28 protein-coding genes are annotated in these 25,128 nt (G+C 40.1%); 9 read left to right on the forward strand and 19 right to left on the reverse strand.

Annotated features, from left to right (window positions below; translation table 11 throughout):
• The first annotated feature begins 5 nt into the window (after positions 1–5).
• Complete coding sequence (locus ACCB35_RS13265) at positions 6–1,139, forward strand: glycosyltransferase (RefSeq protein WP_374054120.1); 1,134 nt, start codon at positions 6–8, stop codon at positions 1,137–1,139.
• Positions 1,136–1,318: a hypothetical protein gene (locus ACCB35_RS13270; RefSeq protein ID WP_374054121.1), complete on the forward strand. Its 183-nt coding sequence runs from the start codon at positions 1,136–1,138 to the stop codon at positions 1,316–1,318. The genes ACCB35_RS13265 and ACCB35_RS13270 overlap by 4 nt, the downstream gene beginning before the upstream one ends.
• A gap of 169 nt (positions 1,319–1,487) precedes the next feature.
• Here ACCB35_RS13270 and ACCB35_RS13275 read toward each other — a convergent pair whose 3' ends face one another.
• Entirely contained in the window at positions 1,488–2,162 is a 675-nt protein-coding gene (locus tag ACCB35_RS13275) for a class I SAM-dependent methyltransferase (protein WP_374054122.1), read from the reverse strand.
• Positions 2,163–2,360: 198 nt separating this feature from the next.
• Here ACCB35_RS13275 and ACCB35_RS13280 point away from each other — a divergent pair, with 198 nt between their 5' ends.
• Positions 2,361–2,579 (forward strand): DUF3892 domain-containing protein, encoded by a 219-nt coding sequence (locus tag ACCB35_RS13280; RefSeq protein WP_044336460.1) that lies wholly within the window; start codon positions 2,361–2,363, stop codon positions 2,577–2,579.
• Positions 2,580–2,684: 105 nt separating this feature from the next.
• On the opposite strand, the gene mntR is transcribed toward ACCB35_RS13280, so the two are convergent.
• The 5 genes from mntR to ACCB35_RS13305 form a co-directional block, all read right to left on the reverse strand.
• Positions 2,685–3,101 (reverse strand): transcriptional regulator MntR, encoded by a 417-nt coding sequence (mntR, locus tag ACCB35_RS13285; RefSeq protein ID WP_044336458.1) that lies wholly within the window; start codon positions 3,099–3,101, stop codon positions 2,685–2,687.
• Between the two features lie 77 nt (positions 3,102–3,178).
• Positions 3,179–4,054, reverse strand: coding sequence for a metal ABC transporter permease (locus ACCB35_RS13290; protein WP_044336456.1), 876 nt, complete (start codon positions 4,052–4,054; stop codon positions 3,179–3,181).
• Positions 4,044–5,345, reverse strand: coding sequence for a metal ABC transporter permease (locus tag ACCB35_RS13295; protein ID WP_374054123.1), 1,302 nt, complete (start codon positions 5,343–5,345; stop codon positions 4,044–4,046). The genes ACCB35_RS13290 and ACCB35_RS13295 overlap by 11 nt, the downstream gene beginning before the upstream one ends.
• A gap of 12 nt (positions 5,346–5,357) precedes the next feature.
• On the reverse strand, positions 5,358–6,104 hold the full coding sequence (locus ACCB35_RS13300; protein ID WP_374054124.1) for a metal ABC transporter ATP-binding protein: 747 nt from the start codon (positions 6,102–6,104) through the stop codon (positions 5,358–5,360).
• Positions 6,105–6,123: 19 nt separating this feature from the next.
• Complete coding sequence (locus ACCB35_RS13305; RefSeq protein ID WP_374054125.1) at positions 6,124–7,059, reverse strand: metal ABC transporter solute-binding protein, Zn/Mn family; 936 nt, start codon at positions 7,057–7,059, stop codon at positions 6,124–6,126.
• 360 nt (positions 7,060–7,419) lie between these two features.
• Between ACCB35_RS13305 and cspD the strand changes: the two genes are divergently transcribed.
• The gene (gene cspD / locus ACCB35_RS13310; protein WP_034758543.1) at positions 7,420–7,620 is read left to right on the forward strand and encodes a cold-shock protein CspD; all 201 of its coding nucleotides are present in this window, start codon (positions 7,420–7,422) and stop codon (positions 7,618–7,620) included.
• A 116-nt stretch (positions 7,621–7,736) separates the two neighbouring features.
• Here the strand turns inward: cspD and ACCB35_RS13315 are convergent, their stop codons facing one another.
• Together ACCB35_RS13315 and ACCB35_RS13320 are read right to left on the reverse strand one after the other, a co-directional pair.
• Positions 7,737–7,913: a zinc-finger domain-containing protein gene (locus tag ACCB35_RS13315; protein ID WP_374054126.1), complete on the reverse strand. Its 177-nt coding sequence runs from the start codon at positions 7,911–7,913 to the stop codon at positions 7,737–7,739.
• A 71-nt stretch (positions 7,914–7,984) separates the two neighbouring features.
• Entirely contained in the window at positions 7,985–8,641 is a 657-nt protein-coding gene (locus ACCB35_RS13320) for a reverse transcriptase-like protein (RefSeq protein WP_374054127.1), read from the reverse strand.
• Positions 8,642–8,742: 101 nt separating this feature from the next.
• On the opposite strand from ACCB35_RS13320, the gene ACCB35_RS13325 reads away from it, so the two are divergent.
• Positions 8,743–9,423: a queuosine precursor transporter gene (locus tag ACCB35_RS13325; protein ID WP_044336437.1), complete on the forward strand. Its 681-nt coding sequence runs from the start codon at positions 8,743–8,745 to the stop codon at positions 9,421–9,423.
• Between the two features lie 137 nt (positions 9,424–9,560).
• Positions 9,561–9,947, forward strand: coding sequence for a reverse transcriptase-like protein (locus ACCB35_RS13330; protein WP_374054128.1), 387 nt, complete (start codon positions 9,561–9,563; stop codon positions 9,945–9,947).
• Between the two features lie 178 nt (positions 9,948–10,125).
• Here ACCB35_RS13330 and ACCB35_RS13335 read toward each other — a convergent pair whose 3' ends face one another.
• Positions 10,126–10,392, reverse strand: coding sequence for a DUF6123 family protein (locus tag ACCB35_RS13335; RefSeq protein ID WP_299737841.1), 267 nt, complete (start codon positions 10,390–10,392; stop codon positions 10,126–10,128).
• A gap of 34 nt (positions 10,393–10,426) precedes the next feature.
• On the reverse strand, positions 10,427–10,915 hold the full coding sequence (locus tag ACCB35_RS13340; RefSeq protein ID WP_044336429.1) for a divergent PAP2 family protein: 489 nt from the start codon (positions 10,913–10,915) through the stop codon (positions 10,427–10,429).
• Positions 10,916–11,022: 107 nt separating this feature from the next.
• On the opposite strand from ACCB35_RS13340, the gene ACCB35_RS13345 reads away from it, so the two are divergent.
• On the forward strand, positions 11,023–11,160 hold the full coding sequence (locus ACCB35_RS13345; protein ID WP_044336427.1) for a hypothetical protein: 138 nt from the start codon (positions 11,023–11,025) through the stop codon (positions 11,158–11,160).
• Between the two features lie 60 nt (positions 11,161–11,220).
• Here ACCB35_RS13345 and ACCB35_RS13350 read toward each other — a convergent pair whose 3' ends face one another.
• The 7 genes from ACCB35_RS13350 to ACCB35_RS13380 all read right to left on the reverse strand — a co-directional run bounded on the left by ACCB35_RS13350 (position 11,221) and on the right by ACCB35_RS13380 (position 19,944).
• Positions 11,221–12,120, reverse strand: a complete 900-nt coding sequence (locus tag ACCB35_RS13350; RefSeq protein ID WP_374054129.1) for a 5'-3' exonuclease H3TH domain-containing protein — start codon at positions 12,118–12,120, stop codon at positions 11,221–11,223.
• Positions 12,121–12,233: 113 nt separating this feature from the next.
• Positions 12,234–13,064, reverse strand: coding sequence for a sulfurtransferase (locus ACCB35_RS13355; RefSeq protein ID WP_374057021.1), 831 nt, complete (start codon positions 13,062–13,064; stop codon positions 12,234–12,236).
• A 197-nt stretch (positions 13,065–13,261) separates the two neighbouring features.
• Positions 13,262–16,879 carry a dynamin family protein gene (locus ACCB35_RS13360; protein WP_374054130.1) on the reverse strand — a complete coding sequence of 1,206 codons (3,618 nt, stop codon included), beginning with the start codon at positions 16,877–16,879 and terminating at the stop codon, positions 13,262–13,264.
• A 183-nt stretch (positions 16,880–17,062) separates the two neighbouring features.
• On the reverse strand, positions 17,063–17,233 hold the full coding sequence (locus ACCB35_RS13365; protein WP_374054131.1) for a hypothetical protein: 171 nt from the start codon (positions 17,231–17,233) through the stop codon (positions 17,063–17,065).
• A 95-nt stretch (positions 17,234–17,328) separates the two neighbouring features.
• The gene (locus ACCB35_RS13370; RefSeq protein WP_374057022.1) at positions 17,329–17,892 is read right to left on the reverse strand and encodes an isoprenylcysteine carboxyl methyltransferase family protein; all 564 of its coding nucleotides are present in this window, start codon (positions 17,890–17,892) and stop codon (positions 17,329–17,331) included.
• Between the two features lie 2 nt (positions 17,893–17,894).
• Positions 17,895–18,965 carry a type III polyketide synthase gene (locus ACCB35_RS13375; RefSeq protein WP_374054132.1) on the reverse strand — a complete coding sequence of 357 codons (1,071 nt, stop codon included), beginning with the start codon at positions 18,963–18,965 and terminating at the stop codon, positions 17,895–17,897.
• 208 nt (positions 18,966–19,173) lie between these two features.
• Positions 19,174–19,944 carry an SDR family NAD(P)-dependent oxidoreductase gene (locus tag ACCB35_RS13380; RefSeq protein ID WP_374054133.1) on the reverse strand — a complete coding sequence of 257 codons (771 nt, stop codon included), beginning with the start codon at positions 19,942–19,944 and terminating at the stop codon, positions 19,174–19,176.
• A 593-nt stretch (positions 19,945–20,537) separates the two neighbouring features.
• Here ACCB35_RS13380 and ACCB35_RS13385 point away from each other — a divergent pair.
• Together ACCB35_RS13385 and ACCB35_RS13390 are read left to right on the forward strand one after the other, a co-directional pair.
• Positions 20,538–21,014: a cytochrome c oxidase subunit II gene (locus ACCB35_RS13385; RefSeq protein ID WP_374054134.1), complete on the forward strand. Its 477-nt coding sequence runs from the start codon at positions 20,538–20,540 to the stop codon at positions 21,012–21,014.
• A gap of 1 nt (position 21,015) precedes the next feature.
• The gene (locus tag ACCB35_RS13390; RefSeq protein ID WP_374054135.1) at positions 21,016–22,662 is read left to right on the forward strand and encodes a b(o/a)3-type cytochrome-c oxidase subunit 1; all 1,647 of its coding nucleotides are present in this window, start codon (positions 21,016–21,018) and stop codon (positions 22,660–22,662) included.
• Between the two features lie 201 nt (positions 22,663–22,863).
• Here the strand turns inward: ACCB35_RS13390 and ACCB35_RS13395 are convergent, their stop codons facing one another.
• Positions 22,864–23,331 (reverse strand): GyrI-like domain-containing protein, encoded by a 468-nt coding sequence (locus tag ACCB35_RS13395; RefSeq protein WP_044336407.1) that lies wholly within the window; start codon positions 23,329–23,331, stop codon positions 22,864–22,866.
• A gap of 17 nt (positions 23,332–23,348) precedes the next feature.
• On the reverse strand, positions 23,349–24,863 hold the full coding sequence (locus tag ACCB35_RS13400; RefSeq protein WP_374054136.1) for a carboxypeptidase M32: 1,515 nt from the start codon (positions 24,861–24,863) through the stop codon (positions 23,349–23,351).
• Between the last annotated feature and the right edge of the window lie 265 nt (positions 24,864–25,128).

Genomic DNA, 25,128 nt, shown 5'->3' on the forward strand with positions numbered 1-25,128 from the left:
TAAGATTGCTGCAAGAAAAGTCAGTTCTAATTTTGACCGCTCGTTTTGGAGAAGGACATATTCAAACTGCTGAAACTCTAGCTCATACATTTAGGATCCAGGGATATAAATGGGTGAGCATCTGTGATCTATATGGAGAAGCCTACCCTGCAATGCACTCCTTGGCCCAGAATTTATTAAGAAAAGGATATTCCAAATTCGGTTCCCCTTTCTATAAAGCATTCTACTATGGAACCGATAAACTTTCCTCAAAAGGATTGAGCTACTTTTATCAGCATTTAGGAAAAAAGCGCCTAATGAAACTGGTTGAAACGTACTCACCGTCATGCATTGTCACGACATTCCCACTTCATGCTGCACCATACCTGAGGCTTCGCTCAAGCTTAAACATACCCACATATACCGTCATTACAGACTACTGTGTTCATCCGTTGTGGATTCATCCCATGATCGAGAAATACTATGTGGCAACAGATCACGTTAAGAGGACGCTCGTCACTTACGGAGTAGAGACAGAGAAAATCTTCGTTAGCGGATTACCTATCCGTTCCAGCTTTCATCATACAGTTAAAAAAAACTATAAAGAATTTGAACTTTCCCCAAACCGGAAAACCATCACCATTATGGGGGGTGGTCTAGGTTTGGTTCCGAATATCGAACCCCTTTTATCCTCCCTATCGAATGATCATAATCTTCAAGTAGCTGTTGTGTGCGGGAGGAACGATCAGCTATACAATCAACTAGAAAAATATAAATCCAACGGTAACATCCACACTTTCGGATATATTTCCAAAATGGAAAACCTGTTTTCCCTTACTGATTGTCTGGTCACTAAGTCGGGTGCCTTATCGTTAACGGAAGCTGCTTGTTTTAAATTGCCTATCATTATTTTCAAGCCCGCACCCGGTCAGGAGAATGAGAATGCCAAGTACTTATTAAAATTGACTGCGGCACTCACCTATTCAAATCAAACGGATCTTCTTAAAAGCATTTATCGATGTCTATATGATAACAACACCAAAGAATCATTATCGAGAAATATTTCCTCATTATTTAACAAGAATGCCTGTCCAACGATCGTGGAGGATATTCTTCGACACGAGCACAGGATAAACACCCTTGTTGAAAGAAGAATGTGATTTGGAAACCTCCACTTAATATCCTATTTGGTGCCGGAATCGGTTCTTTAGCTTCCTTGGATCCTGCTTTACAGGAATATTCATTGCAGGTTTATGTCTCCTGTGAACCGGCCTTAAATATGGACCTCCATTCCTGGCCGGTGATCATAGAAGGAGTGCAGAATTATATTCTTGGATGATAAACTTGGGGAAAGCTCGTGTTGGATTCAGTCCTTGAGAAAGAAACGTCTCAGCAGTGGACAAGGATATCTCCAAACCGATTCAATATAAACGTATCAAAAAAGAACTTGTAAATGAAGTCAGTAAATAAAAAGACATGCTCGATCCCATTCCGATCGAGCATGTTCATTATTTTTGAAACATAAACAATGTCATAAAGGTTAAAGCTTGCTTTAATTCACTTGGAAGCGTCTCTGTCAATGAAGACGTTACTCCTTTTTTGTAGACCCACTCTTCGTCAACCTTCTTCCAGCCTTTTTCACCAGCCAGCTTTTCCAGTTCCCAAGGCATCATTGTGTTACAGATGACGTTTTCTCCATGAAGGCGCGGATAGGCATTTTCCCTGGGGTGAGCGGTCGGACCTAATAGGCCAATGCATATATACCCGTCAGGAGACACAATCCGCTCGATTTCGTTCAGGGTATGAAGGGGGTCTTCCGTCCATTCAACTGAATTAATCGCCATTACAGCTTGAAACTGTTCATCTTGAAAAGGAAGAGAACGCAAGTCTCCTTGAACAAAAGATAATGAGTCCCTTTCTTGTTTCTTTGCGATTTGAACCATTTTTTCAGAGAAATCCATCCCCGTGACGACATATCCTTTTTCGAAAAGCAAAAACGAACCATATCCATCACCGCATCCTAAGTCTGCTACAGCATCCCCGCGTTCAATTTGTTTAGTGAAAAAGGGAATTATAGCCTTCCTGCTTCCACTTGTCCACATCTCTACACTTTTGGAATGCCAATGATCCGCATTATCTTCCCAGCGTGACTTGGCACTTGTATGCCATTCTGAATTCTTCATATGTACACCTCAATATTTTTTCTATACTATTCTTTATTCTCATTCAGTGAACCATAATCCTTCTTTTCAAGTATGATCTCTGTTTAATCATTTGAATATCATAATATTATTATGTAAACCATTTCATGATCTGGATTATGTTTTACTGCTCTTTTGTCCATACTAGTCCTATAATCAGAACAAGAAAGGTGATGTTGTATGGAAGAGATTTCTAGGGTTCAACGGAACTACCATGGTGACATTATCAGTTTTCAAACTTCTTCCGGCCGTATTATCTCCTATCGAAAAGCTGTATTGGAAGCATCAGAGGGATTACTTCAAGGAGTAGTCCTGAATGAAAATGAGTGGGGAGAAATAGAACTATCAAGTATGTCGGTCGATGATGGAAGCTTCAATCACTACCCTTCTATTTTCTAGAGTGATGGTAAACTTTTCAGATCGACAAGCCAAAAAGGACTTCATGCTCTAGCAAGAAGTCCTTTTTGGTTTGAATTGTCTAGATTCTACATGCTTTACCCATTATCATTCAGTGCGATTTTGAATTGTTCGAAGTTCTTCTACGCGGTCCTTCTCTTCATCGAAGAATTGAACAAGATCTCCAATGCGGTCAATGGAATCCCAGCTCAGGTGGTGTTCAATTCCTTCAACGTCTTCATATATATGCTCTTCTTTTACTCCAATTACACGAAGGAATTGTTCTAACAGTTCATGTCTATATACTAAACGCTTTCCTACTTTGTTTCCCTTTGGAGTCAGAACAAGCCCGCGATATTTCTCGTAAATGAGATAATCGTCCTTATCTAACTTCTGCACCATTTTGGTAACGGAGGAGGGGTGAACAGATAAAGCTTCTGCTATATCTGATACTCTTGCATAACCCTTGTTCTCAATTAACATATAAATCTGTTCTATATAATCTTCCATACTTGGTGTAGGCATTCTGTACCCTCCAAATTTCCATAAATATCATTAAAAGTTTACTATAACTACAGAATGAATACAACCCAAGCACGTCATTACTCCTCTGTTAATCTTCGGTTAAGGAACCTTGATATCAACCCGTGCTTTGGTGATATCATCCATACAATGAAGAAAATAATTCCTGCGGCTACTGCCATTGAGCCTGAAATGGAAACATCAAACACCTTTGCCCCGTAATATCCAATGATACTATCAAAGACTCCAATTACACCGCTCATAAGGAGCATCACTTTATATTGATCAGTTAGCAAATAAGCTGTAGCTCCAGGAGCAATAAGCATCGCAACAACAAGAATTGCACCGACGCTATCAAATGCCGATACAGTCGTAACGGAAACAAGTCCCATTAATATATAATGAACCACTAGTACAGGAATTCCGATGGCTGCTGCCATACTGGGATCAAAAGAGGTTAATTTAAACTCTTTAAATAGAAGGAAGATAATGATGATATCTAAGATCAATACAGATCCTAGCATCACAACCGATTTTGGGATGTCCCCGACTAAAGGCAAGGACAAGGTATTCCAAGGTACGAATGCGATTTCACCCATTAAGGCATGCTCCACGTCCAAATGAACATTTTTGGCAAACAATGAAATGAGGATGACCCCTAAAGCAAACAGGGAAGTAAATACCACACCTATTGCAGCATCTTCCTGGATCCCGCTGGAATTCAATAACTGAACCATAAAGGTAGTCAACAATCCAGCCACTGCTGCACCGATCAGCATATAAAATCCATTCATACTTTGGCTGACAATGAATGCCATAACCAATCCGAGGAGCACGGTATGGCTGATTGCATCTGCTAACATAGACATCTTTCTCAGGATTAAGAAGCATCCTACGATGCCACAGGATAAGCCTACTAAACTACCAGTCAGAAGAATCCATAATTCATAACTCATATCCCTGCCCCCCCCTTCTGCTTGACACCTTTACGTTTAAGAAAGGATATTGCATATAAATATCGGACATTTTCATTTGCAACTTTGTGAGTTGTTCTTTTGATAACGCCTCTTTTTCTTCCTTTTCAAGCCACTGGATATCAAGTGACCCCAACTCACTCGGGTACATTTCTTTCAGTTCCATGATTTCATCAACAAAGCTGAATTGCTCCGCTTTCATTAGCCCTGATTTTGTAATCGTCAATATTCCATCCTCTTGATTCAGGTAACCTTTTTTCATCAAATGCTTCAATACCCGATTAAATCTCAAGGTAGAAATATTGCTTTGTTGAAATAAATGATCTATACGTATTGTTGGTTTACCGGATTCATACATCTTTTTCAATATAAAGCGCATAGCCAGTCGATCATCATTTTTCAATCTTTTCAATATAACCGAGATTAATCCGCGCTTTGGAGAAAAAAGCATGGATATGATGAAAATAACTGTAGCCGTCAATACAATGAAGGGGCCGGTCGATAACCCTTTACCAAGGGTACTGATCAGCGTTCCGACTGCCCCTGATAAGCCTCCGACCATTCCAGATATAAAGACCATTGTCCGTAATGAATCCGTCCAGTATCTTGCTGATATGGCAGGAGTGATCAGCATAGCCGCCATCAGGATGACACCTACCGCTTGAATTCCGATGACAACCGTAATTACTAATAAGGAAACAAAAAGAAAATTCAAAAATCCTACAGGAAGCCCGATTCCCCTTGCGAATTGAGGATCAAAGGTACTCACCTTAAATTCTTTGAATAAAAGTGACGTAATAATAATTAGAGCCGCTGCCGTTAAACCCATAAGCTGAACATCTCTCCCCACCAGGGAAGCTGCCTGCCCAAAGATGAAATCATCCAAGCCGCTTTGGTTGCCCGTAGGCATTTGTGCAACTTTTGTTAAAAGGACGATGCCTAATCCAAAGAATACAGACAATACTAAGCAAATAGCCGTGTCTTCCTTGATCCTCGTTGTGTTCGTAATGAGTTGTATCGTGTAAGCAGCAAGAAGACCCGTGGCGGCAGCACCAATCAATAGTACAAAGAAATTTTTCTCCCCCATGAACATAAATGCAAAACAGATTCCCGGCAATGCTGCATGGGCGACCGCATCCCCTATTAAGCTTTGTTTCCTTAGTAAAGCAAAGCTACCTAAAACTCCGCTCGCAATGCCCAGTAATAAGGTACTCAGTAATACCCATTGGGTATTTCCGTCCGTTAAGATCGATTGCCATAAATGATTCATCATATTCACCTCTTTCTATGGATGAATTAACATTTGATCCTTTTCCAGAAAAGATAATTTCCCTCCATAGGTTAGTTGTAAATTCTCTACGCTAAATACATCTTTTGTTGGACCGTAGGCGATCGTTTTTCTATTCAGTAACAACGTCCAATCAAAGTACTCTGTAACAGTTTGTAAATCATGATGAACAACCAACACGGTCTTGCCTTGTTCCTTTAATTCATTCAATAAGGATATGATCGCTTTTTCCGTTGCAGCGTCAACACCAACGAATGGTTCATCCATGAAATAGACTTCTGCTTCCTGAGCCAGTGCCCTGGCAAGGAAAACCCTTTGCTGCTGTCCCCCTGATAACTGGCTGATTTGTCTTGATGAAAATTGAGTCATACCTACTTTATCGAGACACTCCATTGCAAATCGAATATCTTTTTTTGATGGTCTCTTAAACCATCCCAAATGACCATATCTCCCCATTAATACAACATCTAATGCATTAGTAGGGAAATCCCAATCGACAGATCCACGCTGAGGGACGTACCCTACTAATTTACTTTTAGGGGAATATGCTTTTTCAAAGATTTTTATATCTCCTGACGAGCGTGGAATCAAACCTAAAATGGCTTTAATTAATGTAGATTTACCAGCACCATTAGGTCCGACTATTCCGATTAACTTACCTTTTGGAACAGAAAACTCTACATCCATTAAAACCGGTTTTCTATGATACGCAACGGTTAAACCCTTAATATCGACTGAATTCATGGTTTTCCCTCCTAAGACTTTACTTCAATCCTTTTACAATTGTATCAACATTATGTTTATACATGCCGATATACGTTCCTTCTTCTGTTCCTTCTTTCCCCATAGCATCAGAGAATAATTCCCCGCCTTTTTTGACTTCATGGCCTTTATCTTTTGCCCCTGCTATAACGGCGTTTATCGACTTTTCAGAGATACTTGATTCTACAAACACAGCTTTGATGTTTCTATCTACCAGTGTGTTTACAAGGGACTGCACGTCCGCTAATCCATATTCAGCATCTGTACTCAGACCTTGTAATCCCATAACTTGAAGGTCGTATTTTGCTCCAAAATAGTTAAAGGCATCGTGCGCTGTAACAAGAACCCTTTGCTCTTCCGGAATCTTTGCCATTTCTTCAGTAGCATATGCTTTAAGCTCATCTAATTCCTCAAAGTACTTCTCTGTATTTCGAATGTAGTCTTCTTTGTTCTCAGGATCTTTCTCGATCAATCCATCCCGTACTTGCTCTAATGCGATTTTCCATAAATCAATATCGAACCATACATGTGGGTCTGTCGCCGTATTATCTGCCTGATCTTTACGCAGCTTATCTTTAGGTATACTATCAGCGATAGCATAGGTCGGTTTTTCCTTGTTCATTTTTTCGAAGATCTCAAGCATTTTCCCCTCTAGATGGAGGCCGCTATAGAAAATGATATCTGCTTCCCGAAGTTTGCCAATATCGGATTGCTTCGCTTTATATAAATGCGGATCTACACCTGGTCCCATTAAACTATGAACCTCTACATGTTCTCCTCCAATATTTTCAACCGCGTCTCCTATTTGCCCGATTGTCGTCGTTACAACTAGTTTATCGCTTGAAGGTCCACTTGTAGTAGCTCCACACCCTGCAAGGATAAGTCCTGCCGATAAAATAATGATCATCCCAACAAGAACCATTAGTCTTTTATTCATATGTGATCTCCTCCCCAATCTCATTGTCTTTATTTTCTATTACATTTACCCTATTCATGAAACTTACATATGTTCACCTTTTTTTACATAAGTAATTTATTTTTTATTAAACTACAAAAGTTTCCCTAGTGCAAACTTTATTACCTTACTCAATATTTGTCAATACATCATCACCAAATTATTTAAAAATTTCCGCAAAAATAGTGTGAATATTGACTCGAAAATCGCCATATTGTATAGTTAAGACATCATTGAAGTGTACAATTTTCATGCTTATTCTTAAGCAATGGAAGTCATCATTTCGTGAAAATTATTTTCCAGAGGCACAAACGTGCTTGAAACATTTAGGAGGATTCGAAAATGCAAAATGGTAAAGTAAAATGGTTCAACAATGAAAAAGGATTTGGATTCATCGAGGTTGAAGGTGGAGACGATGTATTCGTTCACTTCTCAGCGATTCAAGGTGAAGGATTCAAGTCATTAGAAGAAGGTCAAGAAGTTTCTTTCGACGTTGTAGAAGGAAATCGCGGACCTCAAGCAGCAAACGTAGTTAAATTATAATAGGCCGAACAATATAGCATGCAAAAGGGCGACAATTCACGGGGGAATACCCCAGAATTGTCGCCCTTTTTTTTGGTCAAAGAAACCGGTTGGGTTTCCCAAGCCGTCTATGCTTTTTAATTCAATTTTTCTCCATAATTTTTTATTTGTTCCCCAATCGTACATTTTTCTATGCAAAAGCGGTGAGCATGCGTTTTGCCGTATTCTTTGCGAAAGTGTGCTTTAAGCAAGCAATCATTGCAGTAGGTGTCTATGAGTTCATCCACTTTATCCACCACTTGTTTTCGATTCATGTGATCACTCCTAAGCTTGTTCAAGGACTAAATGTGGTTATTATTTATAGAGTATATAATAGAGGGAGAAATTATTCTATTCGTTTGTTGCTGTGTACTTTTGTACCTTGTAAGGCTTGATTAGCCAGCTTATCCGCTTCTTTATTGTCTTTTCTATTCAGTACGACCAAACTGGTTCTCAATCTAAGTTTTTTAATCAAGGCTTCAATTCGATCAAGCCACCGATTCAATCCTTCCTCATAACAAGGCCACTCCCCACTCAGTTGCTTTAATACAACCTGGGAATCCCCGTTAATGGTACAAGGCATACTTTTGACGCCAATCTCCTCAAGTAATCGGAGAGCTATATGTAGAGCAGCATATTCCGCTTCGTTATTATTGTCTATTTCCTCCAGGAGTTCATTTTTTCTGATTCTGAAAGACTCTCCTCCTTTGTCGTAGTAGACCACAATCCCGGCACCTGCAAGGAGCGTCTCATTATCATAGCCCCCATCAAAATACACTTTGATGTTTTCAGGTTCTTTTTCTAACTCCTGATTCAGTTTAATAAATTCCTTCCTTGACCAAGAATTCCCCATTTCATCGATGATTTCAAGCTCTTGGACCCTTCCTGTTTTCATCAAATCATCAATATGAATCATTGTTTCTTTTCTTGGGAAGTAGTTTGATTCAAACCATATACTTGACGCTGTTTTGCTTACATATTTAAATTTAAGTTTCATTTCCATAAATCTTCACTCCTTTTTTTCCATCTTATTGTTCAATTTCACTTTTATTTGTATAATGGGGACTATTGTTTATTTACGCTTACACTTTAGGAGGACATGAAATGTTTAATATATGGTTTGGGTTAGTCTTCGTTCTCGTCACATTCTCTTTACTTATTATTATGTATCGAATGTTTGGACGGACCGGACTATTTGTATGGATAGGGATATCCACGATACTTGCTAACTTACAGGTCGTTAAAACGATAGAAATTTTCGGGTTGACCGCCACTTTAGGAAATGCCATGTACGGGACCGCTTTTTTAGTAACGGACATCCTGAACGAAAAATATGGAAAAAAAGAAGCCCAGAAAGCGGTTTGGCTGGGATTTTTCACTTTAATCGTTATGACTATTATTATGCAGCTGGCGTTGATATTTCAACCGCATCCTGAAGATTTCGCCCAGGAATCTCTCGCTACGATCTTTGGGATCATTCCGAGAATTGCACTTGGAAGCTTAGTGGCTTACCTCGTAAGTCAATTAACAGACGTGTATATCTTCACGTTCTTAAAGAAGAAATTCCCTTCAGATTCACAGTTTTGGATTCGCAATAACGGAAGCACGATGGTAAGTCAGCTTCTTGATACTCTTGTATTCACCAGCATCGCTTTTCTTGGAGAATATCCGATGGATGTTTGGTTTGAAATATTCATTACTACTTATCTCATCAAATGGATCATATCCATAATTGATACCCCATTTGGTTATGTGGCAAAACGATTCCCTAAGAATATAGTTTGATTTTTGACGTCGAGTGATTGATTTTCACTCGACTTTTGTATGTTGAGGATGAAAACGTGAAAAACCAATAATCCTCCTTAATCACTCTTATATATGCTACTATATTAATATTCAGAATGTGTTTGAGGTGAATATATGTGTTAGAAGTAAATATTGATGGGGCAAGTGCCGGAAACCCGGGGCCAAGTGGAGCCGGTATTTTTATTAAAAACAATGGAGAAGTGGAAAAACACTCCATACCTTTAGGGATCATGGATAATCATGAAGCTGAATTTATTGCATGTAAGAAAGCTCTTGAAATCTGCTTGGAAAAACAAGCGGATACCGTGTGGCTGCGAAGTGATTCACAAGCAGTCGTTCATGCGATTGAGAAAGAATTTGTACGGAATGCGCAATTTAAACTGTTGCTCGATGATATATTGAATATGACGAAGCAAATAAACCTTTTTTTCGTTAAGTGGATACCAAGTAAAGAGAATAAAGCAGCGGATGAGCTGGCCCGTAAGGCCATCCATCTGAACTAGAAGAGGATTCGTTTATTACCATTCTCGTTATAACCCGTTTTCTATATACCGACCGTTCTACAATAACCGAGAGTGAATCACATACCAACATTGTAAAGACCACCATAAAGGATGCACCCTTTCTGGTGGTCTCTTTTCTTATGCTTGTCGGGTCTGATCAAGCCGCCTACGCTTTTCTCTATGCCAGGCCCTGTTTCTCCATCCACCTCAATGCTTCTTTTCGGGATGCGATTTGCTGGGAATGAAGTCTTTCTAATATGGACATATAGAAACTGCTGTCAAATTGCTTCTGTGCTTTTAATGTTATTTCAATGGCGCTATTGACCAGTTCATCCGGGGCGTCAGTATATTTTTTTCCGAAATAGATGAAGCCAATTGCATCTTCCTGAAATTTGAATCCTTTGTTTTCGAGATCTATGAGAAATTCTTCTGTTGTCTTTTTCACGTTTCTCCTCACCTTATCACCGCTTTATCTTCTCTTATCTTACAGAAAATTTTTTCTTTTGCCTATCCTTTTTCGATATCAGGAAGGCAATGTAGCCCATAAATGAGCCGAGTAACGCACCGCCAACGACTTCTTGAGGCTGATGTCCCAGCATTTCTTTCAGTCTTTTTGGCTTTTTTTCTTCGAATTCCACCGTTTCTTTTTCATGAGCTTTTCTAACAAGCTCATCCAAACTGTTTACTTTAAGGGTCAGTTCACCTGTTTGTCGTCGAATTCCTTGGGCATCATACATGACGATGAGACCAAAGATAAATGAAAGAGCAAAGTCAATCGTTTTGACTCCCCTCTTTAAGGCAATGAATGTTGTTAAAGAGGAAACCCCTGCACTATGGGAACTTGGCATTCCCCCTGTCTGGAAAAACAGCTCAGGTTTCCATTCCTTCTTTTTCAAAAAATGTAGTGGAATCTTAAGCCCCTGTGCGAGGGCTATACTAATAAGCGCCGTTACTATCCCTTTATTCACCCTTACACCTCCCTGTCTCTAGTTTGTCCTAAAATCCTCTACACATGGGATATTTGTAATAAACATAGCCAAAATAATAATGACCACATTAAAGGAGGGGTTTTGGTATGACAAAAGGTAACAACAAAAACAAAGGTAAAAGCGCTAAAAGTGTGAATCCACAAGGGATTTCCCAGGATGCTGAATTTGCCATGGAGCCGAAGAGCAAGTTAGAAAATGCTGCTAAAAAAGCAAATAAAAAGTAAGCATTTCACCATTAAAAAAGTGTCAGGGTCAAAAACGATCCCTGACACTCCTACTAAAGGTTAACTTGAGGCAACCATCACATTAGAGCCCACTAAATATCTTCTAAGAACTTTCAACTCTAAGTCATCCACAAGGGAAAGAGTTTCATGAGCTACGTTATTCCAACGGGCTTCATCTACCGAAACAGATAGTGGCACCTCGCAGTGAATCTCAGCTAACTTTCTTGAAACGTGAAGCATGTCCAGATCGATTTCAATCTTCTTTCGTTGCGATGGGGTTAACTCGTGCAGATTGTCGAGAATACCTGAAATATCTTTATATTGTTGAATCAGCTTTAATGCTGTTTTCTCTCCGATCCCTTTAACCCCTGGATACCCATCACTTGTATCACCCATTAATGCTTTCACATCAATAAATTGTTGAGGAGTAATTCCTCTTTCTTCCACAAAAATCTCTTTCGTATAGGTTTGGTAGTTACCAAAGCCTTTTTTCAGGAGCATAATATCGATATTGTCATCCAAAAGCTGCAAGAGGTCCTGATCACCACTGAGAACCGATACTTTGCGCTCGGTATGATGAATTTTGGCAAGAGTACCGATACAATCATCTGCCTCATAGCCTACTACCCCTACATTAGAAAGATTAAATCCTTCTGCCACCTCTTTTGCAAGATCAAATTGCGGAATCAGTTCAACGGGTGGTGCATTTCGATTCGATTTATAATCATTGAATACTTCATTACGGAATGTCTGGCTTCCCATATCCCAGCAGACAATGATATGTGATGGCTTCACATGATCCGCTGCCATTAACAAGTGCTTCATAAATCCCTGAACTCCATTAGTGGGAAGCCCTTTTGAGTTCATCATAAATTGACCCGTTACAGCTGTTGCAAAAAAAGATCGAAATAAAAGTGCCATTCCATCTATAAGTAATAAATGCTCATTTTTATTATTCAAATCATACACTCCTCATCGTTCATTCTCGATTTAGTTCACTTTATAAAGTATAACATATACGAATAAATAGCTAATTGGAAAAGTGATGAACCTTTTCCAATTAGCTATCCCTCTTATTCCCTATCTACCTTGTGATCATTGTAGGAAACCCAATCACTGTAGCTTCCAATATAAAGCTTCACATGATTAAACCCTGCTTCCTTAAGAGCAATGAAATTCGGAGTTGCTGTTACACCGGAACCGCAATAGACAATTACTGGATCCCTCTTATTTAAGTGTGAGAATCGTTCGTTCTGCTCTACTCCTGGAATAAAATATCCATCCTTCACACCATCTGTCCATGGAAGGTTGATGGCCCGCGGAATATGACCTGGAATTCGGTCAATTGGTTCTTCATGACCCAGGTATCTTTCTCTACTTCGTGAATCAATTAAAGGGATATCTCGCTCCCCACTTGCAATACTCCTCACCTCATCCAGAGAAGCTGCAATGGTTTCATTAAAGCTTGGACGATAACTTTTTTGGGGATACACAGGTACGCTTGATTCTGTTTTCCCTCCAGCCTTTTTCCAAGCGGAAAATCCACCATTTAAGATATACACCTTCTCGTGTCCGATGTATTGGAACAACCACCAGCATCGGCCGGAAAAGGCTCCTTCCTTTTCATCATAAATGATAACTGTTGTATCGTTATCAATACCGACGTCCTCAACCTTGCGCAAAAAGTTCTTCATATTCGGGAGGGGATGACGCCCTCCATGCTTTTTCACATATCCTGATAAATCCTTTTCTAAATCGAAAAATACGGCTCCTGGAATATGACTCTCTTTATACAGTTGACGCCCCTCTGACGGGTTTCCCAGAGAAAAACGACAATCAATGATTCTTAGATTCTCATCATAATTATGCTCACTTAGCCAATCTATATCGATAAGTGCAATCATGATATCATCCCCCTCTTCTTCATCAATTTCAGCACTTCCTCCTTTGGTTCCCAGCATGAGAATTGATAGGTGGTTTTGGTTTCATAGCCTAGTCGGGAACAAAAATAGGTGGTCTTCTGATCAGTCTTAACTCCTTGGATGTGAATACAAGTAGCACAGCAATGATAAGGATTAGCCACTACCCCACTCCTTCTCTCTTAAGCTTGGATGCGTTCGAGCAGCTTTAGATCCTGCTTTAGTTTGTGGAGGTCCTGAACAGTCTCTAAAGCGTCTATATTGGAATCGATCTGCTCTGTCACCTGGCTCAATATTTCTTTTTTAAGTATGTCTAATTCTCTTTCTAAATACGAAGCGCCCCATGCTTCCATACGTAACTGTTCGTGTTCTAAATATCTATCTGCAGGCTCTTGAAGTAGTGCTTCCAATTTTTCCTGAACAATCTTTTTTCCGCCTTGTTCAAAGAAATGCTTTGGATTCTTAAATGAAGAAAAGGCTTCTTCGAACGGTCGCAGCTCTGTTTGTTTAAACGCGCTCTCAAATTCAATGGTGCTTTCGTTTTTGTAGTCTTGTGGTGATAATACAAGGTCTTTTTCCACCTGTTGAATCAATTCTTCTAGGACCATCCATTGTTCACTGAGTTGTCTTTGGATGTATTGTTGTATGCGAAGAGAGGTGGCCCTCATTTCCTGAGCCAAATCAAATCCGGTACTCGATAGGAACTCTTTTATACCTTCCCTTATCGCTTGGGATTGATTAGGATATTGAAGAAATAATCCTGAATGAAAGGCTTCTTTATAGAAGTCGGATACCCTGAAGAACACCCTTTGCTTCACATAATAGACAAGCTCCTTCGATTCTTGTTGCATTTCAATTTCAAGGGGTTGAACAGATTTCGAATCGATAAGTGAGCGAATCTCTACCTTTGCGTCGTTCAGCTCCTGCTTGCGTACTTGCCTATACGCTTTATCACTGGAAGCCGTATGAATATATTGGTTGAACCGCTGCAGTCCCCTATCCCATTCACTAAGGGCGGAATCAATACTCATACTCACTAACTCATTCTGTATAAATGTTTGGAATTCCTTCTTAAATAGGTCCATACCTGACTTGTTGGGACCTGATTCCTTGAGAGCTTCGAGAGAAGACACTCCAAAGATCCTTGGAAAACGGATGCCATATTGAATCAGCTGCGCTTCCACATAGTCTATCACTTCATTCTTTTCTTCTTCATCACTTGCAAGATCGATGGCGTTAACGACAAAGAACATTTTATCTAATTCAAATGTGTCCTTCACTCGCCCCAATTGAATAAGGAACTCCCGGTCTGCCTTGGCAAATGCATGATTGTAATAGGTCACAAATAGTATCGCATCGGCATTTTTAATATATTCAAATGCTACTCCCGTATGTCGTGCGTTAATTGAATCTGCTCCTGGAGTATCGACGAGTGTGATTCCCTGCCTTGTAATATCACAATCGTAATAGAGATCAATGGACTCAACAAAACAAGCTTGAGCTTCATCCGCTACAAATCCTCTATACTCTTCAAGATTTACCATTTTTTTCTTTCCAAGACTCTCCTTAAAGGCAGGATAACCATTATAAAAAGCCTGCAGGAATGAAAGGTGGACATTCTCCTTACCACTGCCTTCACTCGTTAAATCAGGTACAACCCCCATTGCTTCATCGAGTGTTGAAACACTGCGATTGAAAAAAGAAAGAGAATGAACGATGTCTTGAAATAATTGGTCATAGGTTTTAATTTGTACATGAGCAGTCTCGTGCTCACCACTTTCTGATACCGGATTGATTCGGTTGATCGAAGCAGTTGTCGGATTCGGACTTACAGGAAGTATTTTCTTCCCCAATAGTGCATTCGCAAATGATGATTTCCCCGCACTGAAAGCACCGAATAAGGCAATCGTAAAGGATTGATTGGTAAGGCGTTCTTTCTTTCCTTCTAAAAGATCTGCTGTCTTGGTAAATCCTTTATATTTCCTGAATACATGGGTCATCGTTTCTAAACGTTCGATTACCCCTCCTATAGAAGCTTGTTTCTCTTTTCGAGGCTGAGTCACAATTTCTTCCCTCGTTTGTGTTGTGATCTCTTTCTGATCCAACTCCATGTCAGTTGCAAGAATATACTCTTCCGACCTCGCCTTCCAATTGACTATCCATTGTTGGAGAACAGAATCAGCTTGGGTTTGATCGATCTCAATTCTCATTAATTTTCTAAGTTGAGTAGTCTTTTCCTCATGTAATGTGTTCCACTGAAAAATGACTCCCGTTTTCTTTTGGAGTTTATCAAGCTCAGCTTCTAAAGCTGAATTCTCTTCCCGGGATGCACTTTCAATTTCATTCAAAGTGTCTACAAACAAATCATTAGTATAGCTTCTGGCTTTCTTCTTTAATTCCTCAGAAAGATCATCACAGTATTGGAGAACGTAATCACCCGTTATTCCTGCACCTGGTTTGATCAGACCGTTAAGAAATGGTTCATCCACTTCCAAGGATAATTGATCCCACTTCATTATTTGATCTGATGAGGGACTGTATTCTTTCACCATATTTTTTCCCAGTGTCTTCAGATGCCATTCTAATTGAGATTCAATGCGGGTATTTAAATCGTCTTTAAATTTCTGTATTCTGATCGCTTTTTCGTCTTCAGTTTTTTGTTTTGAAAATATAAAACCTACTTTAAAGTCTGATTGTCTGCTTTCCAGAAAATCTTTCGCTAATTCTCTCGTTTCAAAAGGCATTAAATAAGCATTTTTAAGGATTTCTCTCCTTTCTTCCTCAAAATGTTCATTTATCGCTTTTACGTTATTTTTTGCTAAGGTTTCTATCAATCTTTTTTCAGTTTGCAGAAGTGCGTCTTTGTTATTCCATTCCTCCTCTGTAAGGAGGTCTCTTCCTGTTTCCTCGATTTTCTCAAGCTCTTCCTCATACCACTTTTCATGCTCAGACCGTAATTGAGAGATAGCCGATTCTGCAGAGGCTTCTATCAGATCACTTTTCATTTTCACCTGGTCTTCAATTAATGACTCTAATTCTTCGAGGTCATTATGAGGATGATGGGGAGCTTTTAAACTTGTAAAAAATGTTCCATTGGGTACAACTCCCCAAGATGCAAACGACTTCTCAACACTTTCTTTAAAGTCGCTGAATGCCAATTCTTCTTCCTGGTGTTTATCAATCTGGTTTACAATGAGATACAACTTGACTCCATGACGGATCATTTCCTTTGTGAACTCGAAGTTCACCTGAGATTGAACATGGTTATAATCCATTACGTAAAAGACGGCGTCAGCGAGGTGAATGGCCGATTCCGTTGATAGTCTGTGGGCATCATCCGTACTGTCTACACCAGGGGTATCTAAAACCGATACACCCTCTGGCATCTCACTCTTGCTTCGCCCTATTTCTACAGAATATACCTCTTCACCGTTTTTACAAAAGTCCTTAATGGTGGAGAACTCATATGGTGCCTTAAAGTATAGCGGCTGAGAATGATGATAATGGATTTTCGCAAAATCCGTTGGTGCATGGTGCACCTTCACTAAATTTGCACTGGTAGGGATTGGACTCGACGGGAGGATTTCCTCTCCCATTAAGTGATTGATCATCGTTGACTTTCCTGCAGAAAAATGGCCGCAAAAGGCTAAAATCAATTCATCGTTGTATAATTTCTCTGCTAATCTTTCTACCTTTGCAGCCCGCTCTTCGTCTCCGTTGTGACGGAAAGTATCGTGATAGGCTGCAAGATGTTGCAATGTATTATGTAATTGGGTACTCTTATGCTCTATCTGACTCATTGAACTAGTTCCTTTCTGTTTTCAGAAAAATGATAACGTTTTTATTTTATCGTATTTGGCTCAATTTCTCTATGAAATCATATCAACGTGGGGAATTTGAGAACGGTATTAGTATATGCAGGAATTTTAAAAGAGCCAAAAGACAAAATAAAAAGCCCTCTTCCGAAGAAGAGGGCTATGTATTTATCGTGTTGTTTCAGTTGCAATCAAGTTTGAATGAACAAAAGATTTTGAGTTTGTCTGGTATGAAGATACTTTCTTCTCTTGTGCTGAATCCTTCATTACATTTGATAAAACATGCTTCATTATGAAGCTATACGCTAATACAGTAAACAATATCAGAAACCATACCATATTTGTCCCCACCCTTTTGTTGATGTTTAAATGAGAATAATTTTCATCTTCAATTAGAATCTTAACAAAAACGATAATCATTTTCAATAAGAAAATTATTTTTCTTTTCTGATCAGGGGGATCCAGCCCTTTGTATGAAGGTGAATCCTTTCATAATCCGTTTCATGACGAAGTGCATGTTCCTCAAGCGGAATACGAATAGAGAGAATGAATTGATTCAGTAATGCGAAGATAAACAGGGTCCAATAAGCATGAAAAAGTAATGGAACAATCAAGAACTCTAATGTGACGATCAGATAGTTAGGATGCTTCAAATACTTGTAAGGACCTTTCGCTACCACTTCAGCCTTTGGAAGCACGATGATTTTTGTATTCCAATACTTCCCCAGTGAAGAAATCACCCATATTCTCCCGAGCTGAGTGAGGATGAAACCAGCCAACAGGATCGGCCAGTAGGGATTGACCCCTGTATGAAAGATCCCTCCTTCAATTAACAGCGAAACAAAGAATGCGATATGGATAGCGACCATCATTTTATAATGAGCCTTTCCATATTCTTTTGCCCCCTGTTCCTTCATCCACTTTTCATTTGATTTAGCGATGAATAGCTCCACAAGCCTCTGAATCATCAGTACGAAAAAAAACAGGATGAAATACAGCATCATTCCCACCTCATCAAAAGCAGTTCTGAACTAAACCCCGGCCCTAAAGCGGTACCCAAACCTATATCTCCACGTTCACAGCCTTTATTCATAAATTCCTTCAGTACATACAAGATGGTTACAGATGACATATTCCCATAGTTTTTTAAGACCTTCATAGATTCAGATGTCATACTTTCTTCCATTCCTAAAGCTTCCTGATAGGCTTCAATGACCTTCTTTCCTCCCGGATGTGCCACAAAGTGCTTAATATCTTCAAGGCTGATATCATTTCGATTGATAAATTCCTCAACATTCGGCCTGAGCCAGTTCTTCACAAGAGTAGGAATATCTTTCGAAAACACAACATACATACCGTTATCCTTTACCTCCCACCCCATTACATCCAGTGAATCCTCCAAAAGAGTAGATTGAGTCGCGAAAATGGATGGCAGCGGGTGGGAAATCCCTTCTAGTAATGGACTTTCATCACCACATACAACTGCACAAGCAACACCATCAGCAAAAAGTGACGTACCAACTAAATTGCTCTTAGAGCGATCCCCATGCTGAAAGGTGAGTGAACAAAGTTCGATGGAAAGGACGAGAACATTTGCTTTCGGAAAAGCTAAACAGTATTCATAGGCACGTGACAGCCCGCTTGCTCCCCCTGCACATCCCAATCCCCAAATCGGGATTCGTTTAACATGAGAAGAGAATGGCAGATGATTCATAATTCTCGCTTCTAGACTTGGTGTTGCGATGCCCGATGTTGAAATTGTAAAAATCGCATCAATGTCCTCTAATGTAAGCTGATGATGGGATAGGATTTTCTTAACGACCCTGCTGCCCAGTTCAACTGCGTGGTGAATAAATTCATCATTTTTTTCTTGAAAGGTATGCTCCCTGGAAAACCATTCGAGGTCTTTTACGAAATAGCGGCTGTCTATTTCACCATTTTCAAACACAGTGAGAAGACGTCCGATATTCTTAAAGCTTGTCGAAAACAATTGTTTCGCAAATTCTGCCGCTTCTTTTTGTGTAATCTTCACAGGTGGAATCTCGGTTTCAACTGAAACAATTTTCGGCATTCATCTACACTCCTTACAATTCCATGTAAGGGTAGCATTTCCAAAAAACCACAAAACATGTATCGAGATTATGTATAACCCTTCTAATCAATCTGAATAGGTCTTCATTACGAAAGGAATATCCATTGGTGCCTCTTGTGGGGGATAAACACGTCACCATACAAGAAAGAGCTAACCCGCAAAGGTTAGCTCTTTCTTGTACGGAAGTTTAAAAACCTTGAATCGTCATCCCGCCGTCTACAAAAAGGGTTTGGCCCGTAACATAATTCGAGGCATCAGAGGAAAGGAAAACAGCAGGGCCTACTAGTTCTTCCAATTCGCCGATTCTTTTTAAGGGGGTTACGGCCAAAATATCATTTACATATTCTTCGTTTTGCAATAGCTCTTTCGTTAAGGGCGTTTTAAAATACCAGGGTCCGATACTATTCACATTAATATTGTATTTTCCCCATTCCAAGGCTAAAACCTTCGTCATTTGAATCATGGCTGCTTTCGTTGAAGCGTACACAACCCCCGTTCGTAAAGCTACATGACCGGCTACAGAAGCTATGTTAATGATTTTCCCCTGATTCTTCTCCTTCATATGTTTACCTGCTTCCTGACTCATCATAAAAGCAGATTTCAAATTTGTATCCATGATCGTTCCCCATTCTTCATCCGTAACCTCCAGGGCGCTGGAACGGATATTCATACCTGCATTATTAATTAAAATATCAATGGAACGTTTTTGATTTTCTATGTAAGCAATCGCTTTTTGAATTTCCTCCCGTGATGTCACATCTGTCGGGATTATATAAGCCCTTCTTCCCAGCTTTTCAATTTCACTGGCCGTTTCTTCTAAATCGCCCCTCGTCCTTGACAGAAGAACAACATCGGCTCCTGATTCTGCTAAACCTATACTGAGAGCTCGTCCAATTCCACGCCCGGCACCAGTGACAACAGCAAGCTTATCTTTTAATGAAAATGAAGGTAAATACATCTTCACACCACCCTACCCATTATTTGAATCTTCTATATATTAACACAGTCACTTTGACTGCTAAAGGTTTACGGTTTAATAAGTTTTCTTCTTGTCCTCCTGGTTCTGGACATGAATCTGGATTTTCGAATCTACGTGAAGTTGACATTGAGGACAAACCGTTTTCTCTGAAAAGATCTGACAGCAATGCTTACAATAAAATTTTTCCACGAAATATCCTCCTCCTCTTTATTATCATTCCTATACTCTATGCATATCGCTCCGACAAATGAACCGGTTGAAAGACCTATTATGTAACTGATTTCACATTTATTTCACAATATTTCTCGTAACCTGTGACATTTATCACAGATTCATAAGGGTTTACACCCTTATGATAGTGATAACGAAATCAATCATCCAATGAATGGAAGGAATGAGATATATGGTGAAAACGGAATTACACCAAAAAACCGAGGTTAAGGTCGAAGAGTCTACTTCACTCAAAGGAACTTTCACATCGGTTCTGTTCCTAGGTGGTTTTCTAGTCCTTACTTGGCTGGGAGTATTCTTACTATTTATCAATCGTTTTTAATTCTGAAGGAGTGGTTAACATGCACATGCATCGTTATGAAAAATGGTGGTTAACGTTAGGAACAGGGTCTCTTATTATATTTTTAATTATTTTAGGCATCAGTGCTTTTCATCAAGGACATCAACCTCCAAGCGCGAAAGCATACGTCAATCCCGAGCGAGTGGATAAAACCTCGCCGTTTAACGAACCTGGTTTGAAGAAGGTAGAAGGAAAGGCTTGGGATTACGAGTTAGTGTTTGTGGCATCTGCATTTCTCTACACACCCGGGGAAATTGAATTACCTAAAGGATCTACACTGAAAATCATAGCCACAACAAAAGACGTTGTTCACGGATTTGAAGTCGCAGGGACAAATATTAATATGATGCTTGAACCCGGGTTTGTTAGTGAATATACAACAACCCTTGATAAGACAGGGGAATTTCTCGTTGTCTGTAATGAATATTGTGGTGTGGGTCATCACACAATGAAATCTATGATTAAGGTGGTGGACTAAAATGAAACGATTTGTTCAAATTGAGAAAAAAGATGCTACTTTGGCGATGGCACATATTTATGTTGGCTTTATCGCATTGGCGCTAGGTGGATTGGCTGGATTATTACAAGTGTTAGTAAGATCAGGAAAATTCATATTACCTGCAGGGATAGGTTATTACCAGGTCTTAACGGTTCACGGCGTATTATTGGGATTGGTATTAACCACTTTCTTTATCCTTGGATTCCAGCACGCTTCCATCTCCCGAACATCCGGAGCCTATTCCGGGAAATCCCGTTTGTTAGGCTGGTTAGGATTCTGGGTCATGCTTATCGGCACAATCATGGCCGCTGTTATGATTCTATTAAATGAAGCAACTGTACTGTATACTTTCTATGCCCCCCTGCAGGCACACTGGATATTCTACTTAGGATTGACCTTCGTCGTAGTGGGAAGCTGGTTAGGCGGGACCGGCATGATCATCAAATATATAAGCTGGCGGAAAGAAAACCCTGGACTGCCAAGCCCTCTCTTAACATTCATGGCCATCATCAATACCGTCTTATGGATTGTCGCAACCATTGGGGTGGCAGGAACCGTTTTATTCCAGCTCCTTCCTTGGTCTCTTGGCCTTGTTGATCGGGTGGATGTACTCGTAAGTAGAACTTTATTCTGGTATTTCGGTCATCCCCTTGTATATTTTTGGCTGCTGCCTGCCTATATGGCATGGTATGTCATTATTCCAAAGATCATCGGTGGAAAAATATTTTCAGATTCGTTAGCCAGACTTTCCTTTATTTTGTTTCTCCTATTCTCTATTCCTGTAGGTTTTCATCACCAATTAGTGGAGCCGGGAATCGACGCGTATTGGAAATTTTTACAGGTAGTCCTAACCTTTATGGTTGTCATACCTTCCTTGATGACTGCATTTTCTCTGTTCGCTACCTTTGAAATGTACGGCAGATCCAAAGGGGCTACCGGATTGTTTGGATGGTTTAAGAAGTTACCATGGGGAGATGCCCGCTTTACCGTACCATTTATTGGAATGGTAGCCTTTATCCCAGCGGGAGCTGGGGGATTAATCAATGCCTCAAACCAGATGAACCAGGTCGTTCATAATACCATTTGGGTTACCGGTCATTTTCACTTAACTTTGGCAACTTCTGTTGTATTAACGTTTTTCGGTATTGCCTATTGGCTCGTCCCTCATTTAACAGGACGCGTCTTAACGAAAGCAATGAACAAACTGGCAATTGTGCAAGCCATTGTTTGGTCTATAGGAATGGGCATCATGTCAGGTGCCATGCATATCGTCGGCTTACTGGGCGCACCAAGACGATCTTCTTTTTCAACTTATGGGGATGCACCGCAAGCCCTTGCTTGGATTCCGTATCAAGTCGCACAAGCCATTGGGGGAACCATTCTCTTTATCGGGATCATATTGGTTCTATATATCTTTATCAACCTAGCATTCTTCGCACCTAAAGGAGAAGAAGAATTCCCGGTGGGTGAAAAGGCTGAAGCAGCTGAGAGAACTCCGATGGCTCTTGAAAATTGGAGGATTTGGTTAACTATCCTAGCAGCTCTCATTCTTATCGCCTACACCGTTCCATTCATCGACATGATTCAAAATGCACCTCCTGCATCCAAGGGCTATCGTCTGTGGTAAAAAGAAAAGCGCAGGCGGCTTGGGCAGGCCCGACAAGCATAAGACGAACCAACCGGAAAGGCGCTCTTTGCCTTTTTGGTTGGTTTGGCTTATGACCTCGAGGGACTAGCCGCCGGAGCTGGACAATCAGAAAAGCGCAGGCGGCTTGGGCAGGCCCGACAAGCATAATAAGAGGCTGCTTCACACGAAGCAGCCTCTTCTCTATTTCTCTTTAATTGGAACAAACAACTCTAATTTCCGTTTATCTTCCGTTTCGTTGATTTCCCTATCCTGAGATAGATACTTTTCGACACTCAGTCTGGAGTAATCTTTTTCAAACCCATTTTCTTTAATCCAGTTAAAGATGGCGAAGTAAGCTTGCTCAACTTCCGTTGACAGGCCTTCATAAAGAGCGTGGGCATACTCACCGGCAGGGAGTGACAGCTCCACTAATCCCGGTGGAAGCTTTTCCACACGATCAACCTCTACGGTACAGTAATACGTAAAATCAGTCGCTCTGTCATGGAAAGGTGCGTATATGCATTCATCTCCATTGATGTGGTGAATGGATGGGATCATCTGTTGAAACTTAGTGAATAGTCTCGGAATCTCGGAACCTCTTCCATATGGGCCTGTCCAGCCTATTCCAACAAGCAATTTATCCTCTAGCGATGCAACATTAATTTCCATGATTTTGCCTCCAGTGTTTAATTCAAGGAATACACCTTTGAATACTTCTCCGTTAAATACTCGGCCAAGTATTGGGCATTAAGCCCTTCTCCGGTAACCTCCCTGATGATTTCAAGCGGTTTCTTCATCTTGCCCCACTGATGGACGTTCGTCGTCATCCATTCTCTGATGGGAGCAAGATCCCCCTTTTCCAACAGCTCTTCATAATGTGGAAGATCGTGTAACATGGCACGTTTAAACTGTGCCGCGTACATATATCCTAATGCATATGACGGAAAGTAACCGAAGCTTCCACCTGCCCAATGAACATCCTGGAGGACACCTTCACCATTATGGGAAGGACGGACACCTAAATACTCTTCATATTTCTGATTCCAGATTTCAGGAAGATCCTTCACTTCCATCTCATCATTAAATAATCCTTTTTCAATTTCATAACGGATGATGATATGTAGAGCATACGTTAATTCATCGGCTTCGATCCGTATTAATGAAGGCTTCGATTCATTGATCGCCCGATAGAAATCGTCCAGGTCAACAGCATCAAACTGGCCCATCGAGTATTCTTTCAGTAATGAATAATTCTGCTTCCAGAAAGAATGATCCCTACCTACGAAATTTTCATAAAACAGGGATTGTGATTCATGGATTCCCATGGACGTGCCCGTACATAGCGGTGTGCCCATCAGCTTTTTTGAAATGTTTTGCTCATAAAGAGCATGTCCTCCTTCATGGATCGTTCCGAACACAGCTGTTCTCCAATCCTTCTCGTCATATTTAGTTGTTACCCTTACGTCACCAGGGTTTAAACCAATCGCAAACGGATGGACCGTTTCATCAAGTCTTCCTGAGTTGAAATCATATCCCATTTGTTCAAGAATCTTTAAACTGAATTCCTTTTGCTTAGCCTTTGGAAAGTGTTCAAAAAGGAAATCGGTTTTCGGCTTATTTTCCGAATCGGAAATTTTATGTACTAGTGGGACTATTTGATCCCGTAGATCACCAAATACTTTATCTAACACTTCTACCGTTACACCTGGCTCATACATATCCAGTAACGTATTATATTTATTATCTTCGTAGCCCCAATAATCAATAAATCGTTTTGTGAATGCCACCAGTTTTTCTAAATAAGGCTGAAACATGGTGAAATCCGCTTTTTCTTTTGCCTCTTCCCAGACACCTTCTGCTTTCGACTGTAACACTACATACTCCCTGTATTCAGAGGCAGGAATTTTTTTATTCCGATCATACTCTTTTTGACACTCTTCCAATAATTTTTGTGTCATCTCATCCAACTGATTCAATACTGGAGTGAGTTTTGCTAAGTAAGCTGCCATTTCATTGGAAGTGGACATTTCAAACAGCTCAGAGGAAAGCATCCCTATGACTTCAGACCGTTGTTCTGCACCATTCTTTGGAGCGCCGGTCCGTAAATCCCAGAACATCAAACCAAGTGCTTCGTTGTAGGCCGACATTTTTTTAACATAATCATGAAATTGATCTTTTGTCTCTAGTATTGATTCTTTCATTTTTTAAAAGCCCCCTTTTTAACATTCAATCTATTTTATCATATTTTTCTGGCAACTTGGGTTCGGAAAGATTGATAGGAGAGGGAATTATCATTGAAGAAAAGTAATCATGGCCCTTTTATTGTCTAGTTTCAACTGTATTTTACGACTTTTCCAGGTTTATTATCGACTCTTCCAGGTTTATTATCGACTTTTAAGATATATTATCGACTTTGAACCATTTATTATCGACTTTTATAATATATTATCGACTTCGACTCATTTA

This window comes from Rossellomorea sp. FM04394, from assembly GCF_041889765.1.
Taxonomy (GTDB): Bacteria; Bacillota; Bacilli; order Bacillales; family Bacillaceae_B; genus Rossellomorea; species Rossellomorea aquimaris_B.